We start from the raw sequence: 19649 nt of genomic DNA on the forward strand, positions 1-19649 counted from the left end.
CATGCGAAAGCAGATCGCACTCGGAGCGCTGGCGCTCACGGCAGCGGTCGTCCTCGCCGGCTGCGCCGGCGGCGGCTCGTCCGACAACGGCGACAGCGAGTCCGACGGCAGCGGCGCCGAGCTCGTCATCTGGACCGACGAGGAGCGCGAGCAGTCCATCGCCGACGCCGCGGCCGCCTTCGAAGAGGAGACCGGCGCCACGGTCACACTCGTGCAGAAGAACTTCGAGGACCTCCGCAACGACTTCATCGCGCAGGTCCCCACCGGCGAGGGCCCCGACATCACCGTCGGCGCGCACGACTGGCTGGGCGCGCTCGTCGCCGCGGGCGTCGTCGACACGATCGACCTCGGCGACAAGGCGTCGGAGTTCGAGCCGGTCGCCCTCGAGGCCATGACCTACGACGGTCAGCTCTATGCCCTCCCGTACTCGCTCGAGACCATCGCGCTGGTGCAGAACGTCGACCTCGTCGGCGCCGAGGCCCCTGCGACGTGGGACGACATGATCCAGAAGGGCCTCGCGTCCGGCGCCGAGCGTCCGTTCGTGATCAACACCAACGGCGAGACCGGCGACGGCTACACGATGTACGGCTTCCAGACGTCGTTCGGCGCCCCGGTCTTCGTGCAGGACGACTCCGGCTCGTACACGACCGAGGTCGGCATGGGCGGCGCGGCGGGCGAGGGCTTCGCCACGTGGCTCGGCGCCAACGGCTCGGCCGGCACCGGCTACGTCTCGACGACGGTCGACTACGACATCAACAACGAGCTGTTCAACACCGGCAAGGCGCCGTACACGATCCAGGGTCCCTGGGCGATCAGCGCCTATCCCGACGTCGAGAACATTGCGGTGAACCCGATCCCCACGGCGGGCGGCGAGACGGCGGCGCCGTTCGTGGGCGTGCAGGGCTTCTACCTGAGCTCGCAGTCGAAGAACGCGCTGCTCGCGCAGGAGTTCCTCGTGAACTACCTCGGCACCGAGGAGGCGCAGCGCGCCCTCTACGAGGCGGACCCGCGCATCCCGGCGTGGTCGACCCTGGCGACCGAGGTCTCCTCCGACCCGATCATCGCGGGGTTCCTCGCGTCGGCGCAGAACGGCGTGCCGATGCCGAGCATCCCCGAGATGGGCTCGGTGTGGGACCTCTGGAACGCCGCACAGTCGCAGATCATCAACGGCGCCGACCCCGTGTCGACGTGGAACACGATGGTCGCCGACGTCCAGGCCGCGGTCGCCGGCTGACCTCGGTCGCCTGAACGGGCCGCAGGACCTCCTGCGGCCGATCGACTCCGGGAGGCGGGTGAGTGCCTCTCCCCGCCTCCCGGACCCCACCATCTCGACCCCACACATCCGCACCCCGATTGCCCCAGGTCGACGGGGACCGTGACAGGAGCAGACGAATGACGGTGGACGCACCCACCACCCCACGGGCGCCGGCAGAGCCCGCGCCGCGCGAATCGCACGCGCGCCGCTGGCGGGGCCCCGGCTGGGGCTTCCTCGCGAAGCTCGCGCTGATGGCGCTCGTCAACGCATTCGGGGTGATGACGCTGCTGAGCGCGTTCCGCGTCGAGTCGTGGGTCGTGTTCTCGGCGACGCTCGTGCTGCTGCTCGCGGCCGACGTCGTCTACTTCACCAGACGGTCGCTGCCGCTCAAGTACCTGCTGCCGGGGCTGGTGTTCCTGCTCGTGTTCCAGGTGTTCATCTTCGGGTACACCGCGTACATCGCCTTCACGAACTACGGCACGGGCCACGCCGGCACGCAGGAGCAGGCCGTCGAGGCGGCGCTCATCCAGGGCGAGCGTCGCATCGAGGACTCGCCGACCTACCCGCTCTCGGTGGTCGAGCGGGTCGGCGAGCTCGGCTTCGCGGTCGTCGACGAGAACGGCGACGTGCTCGTCGGGTCGGCCGAGCAGCCGCTGGAAGAGGCCCGGGATGCCGAAGTGGGCAGCGGCGGCGTCCCCACGGAGGTCCCTGGCTGGGACGTCGTGCCGCGCACCACGGTCATCACCGACGCCGAACTGCAGGAGCAGATCGCCGGCCTGCGCGTCGCGGTGTCGGAAGACCCCAACGACGGCTCGATCCGCACGCGCGACGGTTCGTCGGGCGCCGTCTACGAGTCGACGCTGGTGTGGGATGCCGGTGCCCAGACGATCACCGACACGACCACCGGCACGGTCTACACCGCGAACGACCAGGGCTCGTTCGTCGCCGAGGACGGCTCGGCGCTTCCCACCGGCTGGTACGTGAACGTCGGGTTCGAGAACTTCTTCCGCCTGTTCACCGATCCCGCGCTCGCGCAGACGCTGCTCTCGGTCACCGTGTGGACCTTCGCGTTCGCGACGCTCTCGGTCGTGCTGCCGTTCGCGCTGGGGCTCCTGCTCGCGCTCATCTACAACGACGCGCGCCTGAAGGGCCGGCGGTTCCTGCGAACGCTGTACATCCTCCCCTACGCGTTCCCCGCGTTCATGTCGGCGCTGCTGTTCCGCGGCATGTTCAACGCCGAGTTCGGCGTGATCAACGACCTGTTCTTCTTCGGCGCCAACATCAACTGGCTGGGCGATCCATGGCTCGCCCGCGCCGCCGTGGTCTGGGTGAACCTGTGGCTCACCTACCCGTACTACTTCCTCGTGTGCACCGGCGCGCTGCAGGCGCTTCCGCAGGACACGCTGGAGGCGGCATCCATCGACGGCGCCGGCCGGACCCGACAGCTCCGGTCCATCATCCTGCCGCTGGTGCTCGTCGCGACCGCGCCCCTGCTGATCTCGTCGTTCGCGTTCAGCTTCAACAACTTCACGGTCATCTACATGTTCAACAACGGCGGCCCGGCGATACCCGGCGCGCCGTACGCGCTCGGCGCCACCGACATCCTGATCTCCGCGATCTACGACATCTCGGGGGTCTCGGGCGGCGCAGCCGACTACGGCCTCGCGAGCGCGCTGTCGATCCTCGTGTTCGCCGTCGTCGGGGGCATCTCGGCGATCGCGTTCCGCCAGACCCGCAAGCTCGAGGAGTTCCAGTGATGACAACCACCACCGAGGTCGCTGCGGGACGGGCCACCCGTGCCCCCGAAGATCGCCGTGCCGCCCGCCGGCGGCGCTGGCTGCTCGAGGTCGGCTGGAAGTATCTCCTCGCCGTCGTCGTGATCTTCTACGCGATCTTCCCGCTCGTGTACGTGCTGTCGGCGTCGCTGAACCCGAACGGCACGCTCGCCGCCAGCAACGCCCTCTTCAGCGTGATCGACGTGTCCAACTACGCCGCACTCGGCGAGACCCGGTTCTGGACGTGGGCGGGCAACACCCTGCTGATCGGCGGCATCGCCGCGGTGGGCGCGGTGCTGATGGGCGCCGCGGCGGCCTACGCGTTCTCGCGCTTCCGCTTCTCAGGGCGCCGGGCCGGGCTCACGGGCCTCCTCATCATCCAGATGTTCCCGCAGGCGCTCGCGTTCGTCGCGATCTTCCTCATGCTGCTGGCCCTCGGCGAGGTGGTGCCCGTGCTCGGACTCAACTCGAAGATCGCGCTCATCTGCGTATACCTGGGCGGTGCGCTCGGCGTGAACACGTTCCTGATGTACGGCTTCTTCAACACGGTGCCGATCGAGATCGACGAGTCCGCGAAGATCGATGGCGCGACGCACGCGCAGATCTTCTGGCGGCTCATCATCCCGCTCGTGACGCCGATCCTCGCGGTCGTGGCGCTGCTGGCCTTCATCGCCGCGTTCGGCGACTACATCATCGCCAAGATCGTCCTCGTCTCGGAGGAGAACTGGACGCTCGCCGTCGGCATGTACCAGTGGGTCTCCAACCAGCTCGCCTCCAACTGGGGCCTGTTCGCGGCCGGCGCCGTCATCGCCGCCATCCCCGTGCTCGTCCTCTTCCTGTCGCTGCAGCGCTACATCGTCGGCGGCCTCACCGCCGGCTCCGTCAAGGGCTGACCCACCCGGGTCCCTGATCACCGTCGATCGGAGAAGAACATGTCCACCCTCTTCCGCCGCCACCCCGTGCGGTCCGTCCTCGCCGCCGCCGCGGCATCCGTCACCCTCGTCGCCGGCTTCGCGCTGGCGGCCCCGGCAGCCGCCGATGAGGCCGACGAGCCGGTCGACGCCGGCATCTTCGTCGACAGGGTCGACGGTCTTGCCGACGACTTCGCGATGGGCGTCGACGTCTCCACCGTGCTCTCGCTCGAAGAGAGCGGCGTGGTGTTCCGGGATGCCGCAGGGCAGCCCGCCGACCTCTTGGAGGTGCTCGCCGCCGACGGCGTGAACTCGGTGCGCGTCCGCGTCTGGAACGACCCCTACGACGCGACGGGCCGCGGCTACGGCGGCGGCAACGTCGACGTCGACCGCGCCGTCGAGATCGGGGAGCGTGCGACCGCCGCAGGCTTGGACGTGCTGGTGGACTTCCACTATTCGGACTTCTGGGCCGACCCCGCGCGTCAGCTCGCGCCGAAGGCGTGGGAGGCTCTCACCGAGGCCGAGACCGTCACGGCGCTGCACGACTTCACCGCCGGCGCGCTGCAGCGTTTCGCCGACGCCGGCGTGGACGTGCGGATGGTGCAGATCGGCAACGAGACCAACAACGCCATCGCCGGCCACACCCGGTCGGGCCGTGAGATCGACGCGCAGTTCGCGGCGCTGGTCTCGGCCGGCAGCGCCGCCGTCCGCGAGGTGCTTCCCGGCGCGCTGGTCGCGGTGCACTTCACGAACCCCGAGACGGCGGGCCGGTACGCCACCTACGCGGCCGGCCTCGCGTCGTTCGGTGTCGACTACGACGTCTTCGCGAGCTCCTATTATCCGTACTGGCACGGCACCGTGGAGAACCTCACCGCCGTGCTGTCGGACATCGCCACGACCTACGACAAGAAGGTCATGGTCGCCGAGACCAGCTGGGCGCACACGCTCGAGGACGGCGACGGCTACCCGAACGTCATCGGCGCGGGCGGCATCACCGGCCAGTACCCCGTGAGCGTGCAGGGTCAGGCGTGGGAGCTTCGCGACGTGATCGCGGCTGTCGCGGCCGTGGGCGCCGCGGGCATCGGGGTGTACTACTGGGAGCCGGCCTGGCTGCCCGTCGGACCGGCGTCCGAGGTGGACGCCAACCGCGTGCTCTGGGAGCAGTTCGGCTCGGGCTGGGCGACGAGCGCCGCCAGCGACTACGACCCGCTCCACGTCGGCGAGTTCTACGGCGGTTCGGCGTGGGACAACCAGGCGCTGTTCGCGTGGGACGGCACACCGCTCGAGTCGCTCCGCACGTTCTCCTACGTGCGCACCGGCGCTGTCGCGCCCCGCGAGATCGTCGGCGTGGAAGCGGTGTCGCTCGTCGTGGTCGACGGCGCGCCGATCGAGCTGCCCGAGAACCTCGCGATCGACTTCAACGACGGCACCACCGAGTACCACGCGGTGCAGTGGAGCGACGCCGTCGAGTGGATCCGCGGGCCCGGTGTGTACTCGATCCCCGGCCGCACCGATTCCGGACTCGCCGTGACGGCGAGCGTCACCGTCGACGCGCCGAACTTCGTCGTGAACCCCGGGTTCGAGAGCGCCGATATGGGCGCGTGGTCGCTGACGGCACCCGCAGCGCGCCAGGAGAGCGCCGACGCGTTCGCCGGAGACTACGCCGTGACGTTCTGGAACGGGTGGGCGTACGAGACATCGGTCTCGCAGACGGTGACGGGCGTTCCGGCGGGCAACTACGTGCTGCAGGCGACGACGCAGGGCACGAACAGCCCCGCCACGGACGCACGCACGTTGCGCGCCACCACGTCGGAGGGATCGTGGAGCGCACCGCTGGAGTTCACCGTGTGGAACGACTTCCACACGGCCGAGATCCCCACGATCGTCGTCGGAGCGGACGGCGTGGTCGAGATCTCAGCGGAGTTCTCGCTCGCGGCCGGCGCGTGGGGCGTGCTCGACGAGGTGCGCCTGGTCGACGCGGCCTCGACCGGCGGCGGCGGTGAAGCCGACACCACCGCGCTGGAGCGCGCCCTCGCGGCGGCGGCAGCCGTCGATCGCGCGCGGTACACGGACACCTCGCTGGCCCGACTCGACGAGGCGGTCGCGGTGGGCGAGGTCGTGCTCGCCGGTTCGAAGGCGACGGCCGTCGATGTGAAGGCGGCCACGAAGCTCGTCGAGAAGGCGGTGCACCAGCTGAAGAAGCGGAAGCCCTAGGCGCGCTATCCGCGCATCGAGAGGGCTGCCTGATACAGCTCGCGGCTGGAGTGTCCGGTCAAGCCGGACACTTCGGCCGCGGCGGCCTTGAGGCGTGTGCCCTCGCGGACGAGCTCGAGGACCTGGGTCACCGCGTCGGAGAAGGCGACGGCGCGCGCCGGCGCCCCCTCGACGACGATCACGAGCTCTCCCCGCACGCCGGCCTCGGCCCAGGCGACGAGGTCGGCCAGCGGTCCGCGCGCTACCTCCTCGTGCAGCTTCGTGAGCTCGCGGCAGACGGCCGCACGCCGATCCGCGCCGAAGGCGGTCGCCATATCGGCGAGCGTGGCCGCCGCCCGCGAGGGCGCCTCGAAGAAGACCATGGTGCGCGGCTCCGAGGCGAGCGAGCGGAAGCCCGCCGCTCGTTCTCCCGGCTTGCGCGCCACGAATCCCTCGAAGGTGAAGCGGTCGGTCGGCAGCCCCGATACCGCGAGCGCGGTCACGACCGCGCTCGGCCCCGGGATCACTGTCACGAGGACGCCCGCGTCGGCGGCAGCCGCCACGAGCCCGTAGCCGGGGTCGCTCACCGTGGGCATGCCGGCGTCGCTCAGCACGAGCACGTCCTGGTCACGGGCGAGCTCCACGAGCTCCGGAGCGCGTTCCTTCTCGTTGTGGTCGTGCAGGGCGATCAGGCGCGGTCTGTTCGAGATGCCGAGCGCGGCGAGCAGCCGCTGCGTCGTGCGGGTGTCCTCGGCGGCGACGACCGTCGCCTCGGAGAGCGCCTCGACGAGGCGGCGGGACGCGTCCCCGAGGTTTCCGATGGGGGTCGCCGCGAGGATGATCACGCCCTCAGCCTAAACTTGCCGGGTGACGGATGCCCCACGGCCCGCGGTCGACCAGCCCAGTGTGGACCAGCACAGTGCCGACCAGCCCGCCGCACCCCTCATTCCGCCGGCACGTCCGAGCCTGTACGACCGCTTCGCACGCCGCCTGAGCCGGGATGCGCGCGCCCGGCGCCTCTACGCCTGGCTCGGACCGGCGATCGTGCTCGTTATCGCCGCCGTCCTGCGGCTGTGGAACCTCGCCGCCGCGCACGACCTGATGAACCAGTTCGACGAGACGTACTACGTCAAGGACGCGTGGACTCTGCTCAACCTCGGATACGAGGGATCCTGGCCGGGCGGCGCCAACGAGCGGTTCCTGTCGGGCGATGTGAACGTCTTCTCGACGGACCCGTCGTTCGTCGTGCACCCGCCGCTCGGCAAGTGGATTATCGCGCTGGGCATGATGGTGCTCGGCCCCGAGTCGGGGTGGGGGTGGCGGATCACGACCGCGCTCCTCGGCATCGCCTCCGTGCTCCTGCTGATGCTGATCGCCAAGCGCCTGACGCGATCGACCACCTTCGCGGTGGTGGCGGGCCTGCTCATGGCGGTGGACGGCCTCGCGATCTCGATGAGCCGCGTCGCGCTGCTCGACACCTCCCTGACGTTCTTCGTGCTGCTCGCCTTCTTCTTCCTGCTGCGCGATCGGGAGCGCACGATGACGCGGATCGCCGAGTCCGTGGCGGCGCGGTTCGACGGCGACGAGGCTCCGTCGTGGGGGCCGGTGCTCTGGAACCGGCCGTGGGTCATCGCGGCGGGTGCGGCGCTCGGCGCGGCGAGCGCCGTGAAGTGGTCCGGCGCGTGGGTGCTCGCCGGGCTCGGCGTCTACCTCGTGGTGACAGATGCGCTCGCGCGTCGCCGCGCAGGTGTGCTCTTCTGGCCGACGGATGCCGTGCGCCAGGGTCTCGTGACCTTCCTGCTGTTCGTCCCTGTCGCCGTGCTCGTGTACGTCGCGTCGTGGACCGGCTGGCTGGTCACCGACGGCGGATACGACCGCCACGCCGGAAGCAATCCGCTCGAGAGCCTGTGGCTCTATCACGTCGCGATGTACACCTCCACGGCGGGCATCACCTCGGGTCACGCCTACGCGAGCCCGGCGTGGCAGTGGCCGCTGCTGATGCGCCCGACCGGTGTCTACTACCACCACGATGCGCTCGGCGTGAACGGCTGCGGCGCCTCGAACGGCTGCGTCGAAGTGATCTCGACGATGCCGAATCCGCTCGTCTGGTACGCCGGGGTGGCTGCGGTCCTGTACCTGGTGTACCGCTTCGTGGTGGTGCGCGACTGGCGCTACGCGCTCGTGCTCACCGGTGTGGTCGTCACCTACGTGCCCTGGCTGTTCCTGCCCGAGCGCACGGTGTTCCAGTTCTACACGGTGCTCATCCTGCCGTTCATGCTCCTGGCGCTCACCTTCGCACTCAAGGACATCGCCGGGTCGCCGACGGCCGACTCGTACCGCCGGCTCACCGGCCAGCGCCTGGTGCTCGTGTTCCTCGGGGTCGCTGTGGCGCTGTCGGCGTTCTGGTACCCGATCATCGCGGCGGCGAACGTGCCGTACGACTTCTGGCACCTGCACATGTGGCTCAGCAGCTGGATCTGACCCTTCGCGCCGCTCAGAGCTGCAGCCCGGCCGGATCGGTGACCGGCAGCCGGCACGCGAAGTCGCGGCAGTCGTAGGCGGTCGGCAGCCCGTCGCGCACGGCCTTGTCGGCGAACAGCCCGAAGCCGGCGTCGGCCCAGGCGGTCGCCTGCGCGGGCGACACGATGCTCACGACGTCGGCACGGATGCCGCGAGCCGCGCTCGCGATCGCCGCTCCGGTGTCGTCCGTCACGACCACGACCTGCCGCGGGGCCGCGGCGAGAGTGGTGGCGACACGCAGCAGGGCGCCGTACGCGAGCGGCTGGGCGAGCGCGGCCGACGCATGTGTCGCGACCAGACGCTCGGCGACGGATCGGTACTGCTCTCCCGCGCCCAGCACCCAGAGCACCGCGGCGGCCTCCGCGAGCGCTGCGGTACCGGAGGGCTCATCGGCGTCGGAGGCGGCATCCGGTGCTCCGATCCCCTGCCGGGTGAGCACCGGGTCTCCCCCGCCGGGCACCATGATGCGACCGTCGGGTTGCACGCAGGCGTCGACGAGCTCGCGGGCGCGCACCGCATAGGCAGTCTCGCCGGTGCCGACCGCCAAGGCCAGGAGCCCGGACGCGAGCTGGCCGTGGTCGGCGACGGTCGCGTGGGCGCGCGACGGCACTTCGTCGAGCGATGCCCGCAGCAGCCGGCCGCCGGCGGTGACGTTGGACTCGAGGACGGCGTCGGCGGCCCAGCGTGCTGCCTCGATCCAGGACGCCTCGCCGAGGCGGACCCCGGCGCGGGCGAGAGCGCCGATCGCCAGGCCGTTCCAGCCGCTGACGACCTTGCCGTCCACCGCGGGCGGCTCGAGCGGGGCGCGGCCGGCGGCGTCGCGGGCGTAGTAGCCCCCCTCGCTGCGCGCACCGTCGATCCAGGATTCCGAGTCCTGTGCGGCGCCGAACCCGCCGCTCGGCTGCTGCAGCACGTCGACGAGGAATCCCGCGACGCCGCGCGCGACATCGTGCCGGGCCGGTGACGCCTCCATGGCCACGTCGAGGAGCTGGGCGTTGTCGGTCAGCATGCGCTCGTAGTGTGGCACGGTCCAGTCGGGGCGCGTGGCGTAGCGGAAGAATCCGCCTTCGACGGGGTCGCGCAGCGGCGACGAGGCCATGGCGGCGAGCGCGCGATCGGCGACGCCGGAGGCCGCAGCCGCCTGCTCGCGCACGATGCGGGTCTGCAGGAACCGCAGCGCCGTCGCCACAGGGAACTTGGGCGCGTTCGAGCCGGGATCGCCGAATCCGCCGTGACGCGGATCCTCGCGGGCGGCGAGTGCGTGCGCGGCGCGCGCGAGTTCCTCGGCGGTGGGAACGACGGCGTCGGCGGCCGGCGCGGCCGCCCGCACCTCCGCGAGAGCGCCGGCGACGGCATCCGCGGTCTCGTCGATCTGATCGCGTCGTTCGGTCCATGCCTCCTGTACGGCGGCGAGCACCTGCCGGAAGGCGGGGATCCCCGCTCGGGGCTCGGGCGGGAAGTACGTGCCGGCGTAGAACGGGCGTCCGTCGGGTGTGGCGAACACGGTGAGCGGCCACCCGAGGCTCGGGCTGAACGCGGATGCCGCTGCCATGTACGCCGCGTCGACCTCGGGGTGCTCCTCGCGGTCGACCTTGATCGACACGAAGCCGGCGTCGAGGTCTGCGGCGGTCGCGGCATCCTCGAAGGACTCCCGTGCCATCACATGGCACCAGTGGCACGTCGAGTAGCCGATCGACACCATGACCGGCACGTCGCGCCGCCGAGCCTCGGCGAACGCCTCCTCGCCCCACGGGAACCACGCGACCGGGTTGCCCGCGTGGGCTCTCAGGTACGGGCTCGTCGCATCCGCGAGGCGTGGGTTCACGGCATCCGCTCCTCCCGCTCGCGAGCGGTCAGTTCAGCTCGTCGGGGTGCGCGCTGACGCGGCCGGTGCCGTCGCCGGGGTCCATCGCGTCGATCGCCGCCATCTCGTCGGCGGTGAGCTCGAAGCCGAAGACGTCGAGGTTCTCCTCGAGACGCTCCCGGCGCACCGACTTCGGGAAGACGATGAAGCCCTTCTGCAGGTGCCAGCGGAGCACGGCCTGCGCCGGAGTCCTGCCGTGCGCCTCGGCGGCGGCCGCCACCGGCGCGGCGCCGAACAGGTCGTACTTGCCCTGTCCGAGCGGGCCCCACGACTCGATCCTCACGTCGTGCGCCGCCGCCCAGCCGGTGACGTCGCGCTGCTGATAGGCGGGGTGCAGCTCGATCTGGTTCACCGCCGGCGCCACACCCGTGGCCGAGACGATCTTCTCGAGGTGCGGCACGAGGTGGTTCGAGACGCCGATGCTGCGGGTGAACCCGGCGCTGCGCAGCTCGATGAGCTTCTCCCAGGCGTGCAGGTAGTTGTCGCGGGCGGGAGTCGGCCAGTGGACGAGGTACAGGTCGACCTGCTCCAGGCCGAGTCGGTCGAGGCTCTCGGCGATCGCCGCGTTCGGCTCGTCGCCGTCGTGGCGGTCGTTCCACAGCTTCGTCGTGATGAACAGCTCGTCGCGCGCGATGCCGCTCGCCGCGATCGCCGCGCCCACGCCCTCTTCGTTGCCGTAGATCGCGGCCGTGTCGATGTGACGGTAGCCGACCTCGAGCGCCTCGGTGACGGCCCGCTCGGTATCGGCCGGCGGCACCTTGAAGACGCCGTAGCCGAGCTGCGGGATGGTGTTGCCGTCGTTGAGGGTCACGGTGGGAACTGTCATGCTCCCAGCCTAGGCGGGCGCGGGTCGGCGGGGTCGGTAGGTTCGGTGTGGCCGACGTGAGCGCTGCCGAGGTGCTCGACGTGGCCAGCGTCGAGGTCGTCGTCTTCTTCGTCGTCGCCGGCTGCGTCGGCCGCGCGCAATGCGGGCGGTAGAGAGAGGTCGATCATCGGCGGCACCGGAGCGATGTCATCCGGAGATGCGTGCGGCTCGAATGCCGTCTGCCGACCGCGATGACCGCGCTTGAGCGCCCTTCCCGGTCCGCGGAAGGGGACGGCGGGGTAGACCGGGAGCACCGCCAGCGGGTCGCGCTGCTGACCGGCGTCGGCATCCCACCCGATCGCGCTCGCCATCTTCAGCTTCAGGCCGGCTACCGTGTTCTCCAGCGTCACGAAGCCCGAGGGTTTCAGCCGGTACGAGCGCCAGTTCTCGTCCGCCCGCACGTCGACGTACTCAGCGTTGCGCAGCAGCCGCAGGTGCTTCGACACGGCGGTGCGGCTGATGCGGAACTCGAACCCGATGACATCGGCCAACTGGCCCGACGTGTGCTCGCCGCTCGCCAGTATCTCGATGATCCGTCGCCGCACGGGTTCCGCGAGGGCTTCGAAGGGGTCCATGCACCGACGCTAAGCCGGACGCGTCGTGTCGTTCATCGCGAGCGCCCGATCGGTGCGAAGGATCGCCCGCGCTCCTGCTGGGGAGGAAGCGGCCGACGTTCGCAGTCAACACACAGCGCCCCATCGGGCGACACCATGTCTTTTTCGCCGATGAACTTCCGGTTCACAATGCCTCGATGAACTTCCGGTTCACACACCCCACCCCCGGCCGGGTCTCCGCCGACAATTCGAGCGACAGGGGCCTGGGAGACGAGGGTCGACGGCGACCCACGTATCCGCCGCGTGTGTCGACGACGCCTCGGAAATGAGGCCATTGCGACGCCGTCGCTCATGCGTCAGCCCGGACCGTCGCCGACAGCGTGTTCCGGGGATCCGGGTGGACCTCAAGCCCGACGCCATTCGACGCGAAGTCCGTCGACCCGCGTGAACCGGAATTTCATCGGTCCCGCATGAACCGGCCGTTCGTTGAACCCGTTGACCCCGAAGTTCACTGAAGCCGTGTGACCCGGAAGTTCATTGGATCCGGTGCCCCCGAAGTTCACTGGAGCCGTGTGAGCCGGAAGTTCATTGGATCCGGTGCCCCCGAAGTTCACTGGAGCCGTGTGAGCCGGAAGTTCATTGGATCCGGTGACCCCGAAGTTCACTGGAGCCGTGTGAGCCGGAAGTTCATCGGAGCCGTGTGAGCCGGAAGTTCATTGGATCCGGTGACCCCGAAGTTCACCGAACCGGTGACCCCGAAGTTCATCGGAGCCGTGTGAGCCGGAAGTTCATTGGATCCGGTGACCCCGAAGTTCACTGGAGCCGTGTGAGCCGGAAGTTCATCGGAGCCGTGTGAGCCGGAAGTTCATTGGATCCGTTGACCCCGAATTTCACTGGAGCCGTGTGCACCGGAAGTTCACCGGAGCCGTGTGAGCCGGAAGTTCATCGGAGCCGTGTGAGCCGGAAGTTCATCGGAGCCGTGTGAGCCGGAAGTTCATCGGGGTTTTCGGAAGGTTCGTTCCGGTGGACCCAGAGACGGCGCACGGAAGATTCGGTTCCCGGCACTTCGGCCGCCATCGCGCCCCGCAATGGCGGGCGGCTGGAACGGCACCGCAGCCCGAATGGCATGGACCGCCCGAACGGCATGGACCGCCCGAACGGCATGGACCGCCCGAACGGCTCAACGGAGCACCGCTCCCGGCTCCTCAGCGGTAGCGCTTGCCCTCGTCGCGCCGGTAGAGCGCCAGCGAGACGAAGAGCATGACAGCGGTCCAGACCAGGATGCCGACCCACACCCACCAGTCGAGGGGTCCACCTTCGACGGCCCAGATGACGAACTCGCGGGCCTGGCGCGACGGGGTGAACTTCGAGATCTCGTTCAACCAGTCGGCGAAGAGTATCGGCGGGAGGAACAGCCCGCCGATGAACGCGAGCGAGAACATGACGATCTGGATGACGGCGATCGCCGCCTTGAACGGCAGCGCATACCCGATCGCGGTGCCGATCAGCATGAACGGCACCGCCGATATCGCGAGCGCGAGAATGCCCGCCAGAATGCGGACCGGCGGCGCCGTGGCAGCGGTGAAGAAGCCGCCGACGAGCACCACAGGCAGGATCGCCACGAGTCCGAGGGCACCGGTCGAGAGGATCTGCGCCAGCACCCGTGCGATGCCGGGTGCGGGCAGCGTGCGAAGGTACGGATCCCACGGCTTCTCGCGGTTCTCCGAGATCGTCAGGCCGAACGAGAACAGCGCGTTCGACATCACCGCGAACACGCAGAGCGAGATCACCGCCTGCGTCGCGTACAGCGGGTTCTCGGCCACCGCACGCTGCGGCACCACGAAGAAGAGCAGCGCGAGCGCGGGGAAGACGACGGTTCCGATGACGGCGATGGGCACGCGGAACGTCTCGATGAGCCCGTACTTCGCATGCAGCGCCGTCAGCCGCATCGTCGAGGGGACGGATGCCGGCAGGGATGCCGCGGGCACACGTGCGGTGGTGGTCATGACAGGTCCTTCCGTGAGGAGGTCGGCGATCCCGGGGCGGAGTGCGCCATGGCCGAGCCGGCGGCTTCCGTGAGAGCGAGGAACGCCTCTTCGAGCGTCGCACCGCGCACGGCGAGATCGCGGAAGTCGGCGCCGCTCTGCACCAGCGCACGGATGAAGGCATCGGCATCCCTCACGGTCAGCACCTCGATGCCGTCCGCCTGCTGATGGCGCACGACGCCGGGAAGCGCGGCGACCCCATCGGCATCGTCGATCGTGAGCTCCACCCGACTCACGCCGACGCGGCCCACAACACTCGCGACGGTGTCATCGGCGAGCACGCGGCCCTCCCCCATCACCACGACACGCTGGGCGAGTGCCTCGATCTCTTCGAGGTAATGGCTCGTGACGACTACCGTCGCACCCGCCTCATGCTGGCGCCGGATGGCTGCCCACAGCGTGCGGCGGGCATCGACGTCGAGACCGGTGGTCGGCTCATCCAGCAGCACCAGACGAGGTCGCCCGACGAAGGCGAGGGCGACCGCGACACGCCGTTTCTGACCGCCCGAGAGCGACCCGCACTGTCGCCGCAGCACCTCGTCGAGGCCGAACTCCGCCGCCAGCTCCGCTGTCGGCGCCCGATCGGCGAAGTGGCCGCCGACGTAGTCGATCACCTCGCCGACGCGCAGCGTGTCGGGCAGCGCCGTCTCCTGCGGCGTCGTCCCGAGCAGCCGGCGGTTGCGCGGATCGGACGGATCGCCGCCGAACATCTTCACGCGTCCGGAGGTCGGCCGGCGCAGGCCCTGCAGGAGGGAGAGGAGGGTGGTCTTTCCCGCCCCGTTCGGACCGAGCAGCCCGACGATGACACCGGGATCGATCCCGAGGGTGACGTCGTCGACGGCGACGAGGTCACCGTAGCGACGTGTGACGTGCACGAACTCAGCGATGGTCATGGCCGTTCCCCCAGTACGGAGCGCAGGGCGTCGGTGTAGTCCTCGAACGCGCGGCGGCCCTGCTTCGTCAGCGCGAGATAGGTGACGGGTGTGCGCCCGCGATGCGTCTTCTCGACCGCGACGTAGCCGGCGTCCTCGAGCTTGCGGACGTGCGTCGAGAGGTTTCCGGCGGTCATGTCGAGCAGTTCCTGCAGGCGCGGGAACGCGATGCTCTCGCCGGGGTCCAGCGTCGCGAGCGTCGCGGTGATCCGCAGGCGCGCAGCGGCGTGGATCACGGGATCGAGCTCGGTCATCGGCGGATCCACAGCCAGGCGACGAGGGCGCCGACGAGGAAGACGCCGCCGCCCGCGATCGAGAAGACGAGGTAGTGCGTCGGATACCCGAAGAACGGCGCGACCAGGGCGACGACCACGATCCAGCCGCCGAGCCACAGCAGCGGCTTCGCGTGCCAGATCCCGCCGCCGACGAAGTAGAGGAGCCCCACCAGCAGCGTCGACGCGGTCGGGTAGTAGATGTTCGCGAGATCGGGCGGCATCCCGTTCTGGACGAGCGCGGTGCCGAAGACGAACATCGCGACGAACGCGATTGTCCAGCTCCAGCCGTACACCGCCCCGGTGAACGCCGCTTCCGCAGATGCCCGGATGCCGCGACCGCTGCGGATGCCGAGGATCGCCGTCGCGCCGAGAGCCCCGGCCATCAGCACGATGAAGACAGTGACCGCCACCGGCAGCGGCACACTGACGGCGGGCTCAGCCCCGTCGATGAGCCACAGCAGCCCGAACCCCACGAACCAGGCGATCCCCCACACGAGCAGGATGAGCGGCACCTCGGCCGCGAGCTGCCGGGTGACGCGGTCCTGCTGGCTGCGGACGAGATCCAGCATCGCGGCGGCGTCGCGGGGCGCGTCGTCGTCGGCCGGATCGGAAGGGTCAGTGGTGCCGGGGATGTTCATCGGACTCCGTCCGCGAGGAAGAAAGGCACGGCGAGCGCGGGAAGCGTCGACAGCAGGTTCACCAGACCGTGGGCTATGATCAGCGGCAGCAGCCGCCCTTGGCGCCACGCGATGATGCCGGAGCCGATGCCCCAGACGAAGAAGGCGCTGGCGTAGACGACGACGGCGTCGGGCGTGGGCGCGTACCAGACGTGCTGCAGGCCGAAGAACGCCGCCGAGATGAGGATCGCGGCGGGCAGCGGCATCCGGCTCCCGAGATCCCGCTGCGCCGACCCTCGATAGACGAGCTCCTCCGTCGGCGCGTTCAACGGCGCGAACGTCAGGACGGCGACGACCGCGAGCACCGCCGCGACACCCGGAGACAGCGGCGGAATCGCTTCCGGATCGAAGAAGACGGTCTCGAACGCCGTGAACATGCCGGCGCCGTGCAGCGCCCACATGACGAGCATGATGGTCAGCACGAACGGCACGTACAGCACGGTCAGCCACAGCAGACCCCACAGGATGTCGCGGCCGAGGCGCCCGCGCCGGTAGCCGATCAGCGCGGCGGCGCTCGTGCCGGAGGCTCGGAGGCGGCGCACCACCACCAGCAGACACACGACGTTGACCGGCAGCATCGCCACAGCGGCCACGAGAGGCGGCGGCGGAAAGACCGCCGGCCCCGCCCACGCGGTCAGCAGCAGCCATGCGAGCGTGCAGGCCGCGGCGACGAGCAGCACGCGCAGAGCCGGCAGCCCGATGCCCCAGGCGAGCGCGCCGCGATCGGAGCGTCGCCCGGACGGGGGCGGCGGCGCGAGAGTGCGCGACGAGGTGGTCATGAGAACTTTGTACCGCAAAGTTGTTTGCCGATCAAGACCCTGCGCGGCTCGACCCGACGACCCTGCAGGCGGAGCACGCCGCCACACGGGATACGATCGAAGGCTATGTCCGTGCCCGAACCCGTCATCGCGTACCCACCGGAGCTCCCCGTCAGCGCCGCGCGGGACGAGATCGCGCGCGCGATCCGCGACCATCAGGTCGTCATCATCGCGGGCGCCACCGGCTCCGGCAAGACGACGCAGCTGCCGAAGATCGCGCTGGAGCTGGGCCGCACGCGCATCGCCCACACGCAGCCACGCCGGATCGCGGCCCGGACCATCGCCGAGCGCATCGCCGAGGAGCTCCAGGTGCCCCTCGGCTCCACCGTCGGCTACAAGGTGAGATTCACCGACAAGGTGTCGGAGGACACGCGGATCGCGCTCCTGACCGACGGCATCCTGCTCAACGAGATCCACCGCGACCGGCTGCTGCGCCGGTACGACATGATCATCGTCGACGAGGCGCACGAGCGCTCGCTCAACGTCGACTTCCTGCTGGGCTACCTGCGACGGATCCTGCCGAAGCGCCCCGATCTCAAGGTCGTCATCACCAGCGCGACGATCGACCCGCTGAGCTTCGCCGAGCACTTCGCGAAGGCCGACGGCACGCCCGCGCCCATCATCGAGGTATCGGGACGCACCTACCCGGTCGAGATCCGCTACCGTCCGCCGGCGCCGGTCGTCGAGCGAGCGAGGAACGAGCGAGACGAGACGCCCGACGACGTCGACGGCATCACCTCGGCGCTGCGCGAGCTCGACCGGGAGCCCGCGGGCGACGTCCTGGTGTTCCTGCCCGGCGAGGCCGAGATCCGCGACGCCGCGGACGCCGTGCGCGGGATGTACGCGAAGGATGCCGCGCCCACCGAAGTCCTGCCACTGTACGGGCGGCTGTCGGCGGCCGAGCAGCACCGGGTTTTCGAGAGGTCGCATGTCGCCGGCGTCCGTCGCCGCGTGATCCTCGCGACGAACGTGGCCGAGACGAGCCTCACGGTGCCGGGCATCCGGTATGTCGTCGACACCGGTTCGGCCCGCATCTCGCGGTACAGCAACCGCAGCAAGGTGCAGCGCCTGCCCATCGAAGCCGTGTCGCAGGCATCCGCGCAGCAGCGCTCCGGCCGCGCGGGGCGCACCAGCGACGGCATCGCGATCCGGCTCTACTCGGAGGAGGACTTCGACACCCGTCCCGAGTTCACCGAGCCCGAGATCCTGCGCACGAGCCTGGCCTCGGTGATCCTGCAGATGCTGTCGCTCGGGTTCGGCGACATCTCGTCGTTCCCGTTCCTCACCCCACCCGACTCCCGTGGGGTGAAGGCGGCGTTCGACCTGCTCGTCGAACTCGGCGCCGTGACGGATCGGTCGTTGAGCGAGCCAGGAACGAGCGAGACGAGACGCCACCCGACGCTCACCGACCTCGGGCGCGAGATCGCGCGGCTGCCGATCGACCCGCGCTTCGCCCGCATGCTCGTCGAGGCCCGCCGCACCGGCGTCCTGCGCGACGTGCTGGCGATCGTCGCTGGGCTGTCGATCCAGGACGTGCGGGAGCGGCCCGAGGACCGTCGGGAGGAGGCGGATCGCCTGCATGCGCGATTCACCGACCCGTCCAGCGACTTCCTCAGCCTCCTCAACCTGTGGAACCACCTGCGGGAGAAGCAGTCCGAGCTCGGCTCGAGCGCGTTCCGGCGGCTGTGCCGCGCCGAGTACCTCAACTACGTGCGCGTGCGGGAGTGGGCCGATGTGCATCGGCAGCTGAGCACCCTCGTGAACGCACCCCGCTCCTCGGTCGTTGAGCGAGCGAAGCGAGACGAAACGGGCGCCGCCGACGCCGACGAGGTCCACAAAGCGATCCTCTCGGGCCTGCTGTCGCAGCTCGGGATCCTCGACGAGCGCACGACGAGCACCGCGTCACGAGGCCGATCGGGCGAGCGCTCGGAGCGCGCCGAGCAGCGCCGCGGCGCCGAGTACGTGGGCTCGCGCGGCACGCGCTTCGCGATCTTCCCGGGCTCCGGCCTCAAGAAGAAGCGCCCGAGCGCGGTGATGGCCGCCGAGGTCGTCGAGACCAGCCGGCTGTTCGCGCGCACGGTCGCGGCGATCGATCCGGAGTGGGCCGAGCCGCTCGCGGGCGACCTCGCCAAGCGGTCGCTGAGCGAGCCGCACTGGTCTAAGGCGTCGGGGGCGGCATCCGCGTATGAGAAGGTCACGCTGTTCGGGCTCGAGATCGTGCCGAAGCGGCGCGTGCAGCTCGCCCGGTTCGACCGGCCGTTCGCGCGCGAGCTGTTCCTGCGCCACGCGCTGGTCGAGGGCGAGTGGGACCCCCCTGGGTCCCTGAGCTCGTCGAAGGGCGACAAGAGGCTGACCGCCTTCGAGCGGCGCAACCTCGAGCTGCGCCGCCGCCTCGAGAAGATCGAGGAGCGCGAGCGGCGCCGCGACATCCTGGTGGGCGACGAGGCCGTCTACCGCTTCTACGACGCGCGGATCCCCCGTGACGTCTTCGACGCGCGCTCCTTCGAGGCCTGGTGGCGGGAGGCCTCGGTCCGCACGCCCCGCCTGCTCGACATGACCGAGGCGGACCTGGTCGACGAGGCGTCCCGCGGCGACGAGCGGGACTTCCCGGCGCGGTGGACGCAGGGCGACCAGGTGCTCTCGCTCGCGTATCGCTTCGAACCGGGCGCCGCCGACGACGGCGTGACGGCGGTCGTGCCGCTCGCACTGCTGGCCCAGCTGCGGCCGGACGGGTTCGACTGGCAGGTGCCGGGCATGCGCGACGAGCTCATCACGGCGCTGCTGCGGTCGCTGCCCAAGTCCATCCGCCGCCACGTCGTGCCCGCCGCGGACTGGGCGGCCACCTTCTCGGCCGACCTCGCCGGGCAGGGCCCCGAGGCGCACGCCGGACTGCCGCCGGTGGGGTTGCGCGAGGCGCTCGCCGCGCGCAACCCCACCGGCGGCAGTCCGGCGTGCGCCTCGGGGC

Annotated in this window: 15 protein-coding genes; 6 read left to right on the top strand and 9 right to left on the bottom strand. The window is 70.2% G+C overall.

The window, feature by feature from the left end; genetic code table 11:
* The first annotated feature begins 1 nt into the window (after position 1).
* From ACI3KX_RS14005 to ACI3KX_RS14020, 4 genes are all read left to right on the top strand, one after another.
* Entirely contained in the window at positions 2–1234 is a 1233-nt protein-coding gene (locus ACI3KX_RS14005; protein ID WP_363353031.1) for an extracellular solute-binding protein, read from the top strand.
* 158 nt (positions 1235–1392) lie between these two features.
* Positions 1393–3012 (top strand): ABC transporter permease subunit, encoded by a 1620-nt coding sequence (locus ACI3KX_RS14010; RefSeq protein ID WP_349427998.1) that lies wholly within the window; start codon positions 1393–1395, stop codon positions 3010–3012.
* Complete coding sequence (locus tag ACI3KX_RS14015; protein WP_363353035.1) at positions 3012–3923, top strand: sugar ABC transporter permease; 912 nt, start codon at positions 3012–3014, stop codon at positions 3921–3923. Before ACI3KX_RS14010 ends, ACI3KX_RS14015 begins: the two co-directional genes overlap by 1 nt.
* 39 nt (positions 3924–3962) lie before the next feature.
* Positions 3963–6155: an arabinogalactan endo-beta-1,4-galactanase gene (locus ACI3KX_RS14020; protein WP_404910119.1), complete on the top strand. Its 2193-nt coding sequence runs from the start codon at positions 3963–3965 to the stop codon at positions 6153–6155.
* Between the two features lie 5 nt (positions 6156–6160).
* Here the strand turns inward: ACI3KX_RS14020 and rsmI are convergent, their stop codons facing one another.
* Complete coding sequence (rsmI, locus tag ACI3KX_RS14025) at positions 6161–6979, bottom strand: 16S rRNA (cytidine(1402)-2'-O)-methyltransferase (RefSeq protein ID WP_404910120.1); 819 nt, start codon at positions 6977–6979, stop codon at positions 6161–6163.
* Between the two features lie 22 nt (positions 6980–7001).
* On the opposite strand from rsmI, the gene ACI3KX_RS14030 reads away from it, so the two are divergent.
* Entirely contained in the window at positions 7002–8615 is a 1614-nt protein-coding gene (locus ACI3KX_RS14030) for a dolichyl-phosphate-mannose--protein mannosyltransferase (protein ID WP_404910121.1), read from the top strand.
* Between the two features lie 13 nt (positions 8616–8628).
* On the opposite strand, the gene ACI3KX_RS14035 is transcribed toward ACI3KX_RS14030, so the two are convergent.
* The 8 genes from ACI3KX_RS14035 to ACI3KX_RS14070 all read right to left on the bottom strand — a co-directional run bounded on the left by ACI3KX_RS14035 (position 8629) and on the right by ACI3KX_RS14070 (position 16645).
* On the bottom strand, positions 8629–10479 hold the full coding sequence (locus ACI3KX_RS14035) for a thioredoxin domain-containing protein (RefSeq protein ID WP_404910122.1): 1851 nt from the start codon (positions 10477–10479) through the stop codon (positions 8629–8631).
* A gap of 28 nt (positions 10480–10507) precedes the next feature.
* On the bottom strand, positions 10508–11344 hold the full coding sequence (locus tag ACI3KX_RS14040) for an aldo/keto reductase (protein WP_404910123.1): 837 nt from the start codon (positions 11342–11344) through the stop codon (positions 10508–10510).
* The gene (locus ACI3KX_RS14045; protein ID WP_404910124.1) at positions 11341–11958 is read right to left on the bottom strand and encodes an ArsR/SmtB family transcription factor; all 618 of its coding nucleotides are present in this window, start codon (positions 11956–11958) and stop codon (positions 11341–11343) included. The genes ACI3KX_RS14040 and ACI3KX_RS14045 overlap by 4 nt, the downstream gene beginning before the upstream one ends.
* 1184 nt (positions 11959–13142) lie before the next feature.
* Positions 13143–13943: an ABC transporter permease gene (locus ACI3KX_RS14050; protein ID WP_404910125.1), complete on the bottom strand. Its 801-nt coding sequence runs from the start codon at positions 13941–13943 to the stop codon at positions 13143–13145.
* Entirely contained in the window at positions 13940–14875 is a 936-nt protein-coding gene (locus ACI3KX_RS14055; RefSeq protein WP_404910126.1) for an ABC transporter ATP-binding protein, read from the bottom strand. The genes ACI3KX_RS14050 and ACI3KX_RS14055 overlap by 4 nt, the downstream gene beginning before the upstream one ends.
* Positions 14872–15168 carry a transcriptional regulator gene (locus ACI3KX_RS14060; protein WP_194413531.1) on the bottom strand — a complete coding sequence of 99 codons (297 nt, stop codon included), beginning with the start codon at positions 15166–15168 and terminating at the stop codon, positions 14872–14874. The genes ACI3KX_RS14055 and ACI3KX_RS14060 overlap by 4 nt, the downstream gene beginning before the upstream one ends.
* A complete protein-coding gene (locus tag ACI3KX_RS14065) occupies positions 15165–15827 on the bottom strand; it encodes a hypothetical protein (protein ID WP_363353053.1) in 663 nt (220 codons plus the stop codon). Before ACI3KX_RS14065 ends, ACI3KX_RS14060 begins: the two co-directional genes overlap by 4 nt.
* Positions 15824–16645: a CPBP family intramembrane glutamic endopeptidase gene (locus tag ACI3KX_RS14070; RefSeq protein WP_404910127.1), complete on the bottom strand. Its 822-nt coding sequence runs from the start codon at positions 16643–16645 to the stop codon at positions 15824–15826. The genes ACI3KX_RS14065 and ACI3KX_RS14070 overlap by 4 nt, the downstream gene beginning before the upstream one ends.
* Before the next feature lie 105 nt (positions 16646–16750).
* Here ACI3KX_RS14070 and hrpA point away from each other — a divergent pair.
* Positions 16751–19649, top strand: a 2899-nt coding sequence (gene hrpA, locus ACI3KX_RS14075; protein ID WP_404910128.1) for an ATP-dependent RNA helicase HrpA, incomplete at its 3' end; no start/stop codon positions are given.

This window comes from Microbacterium sp. ZW CA_36 (genome assembly GCF_044987475.1).
Classification (GTDB): domain Bacteria; phylum Actinomycetota; class Actinomycetes; order Actinomycetales; family Microbacteriaceae; genus Microbacterium.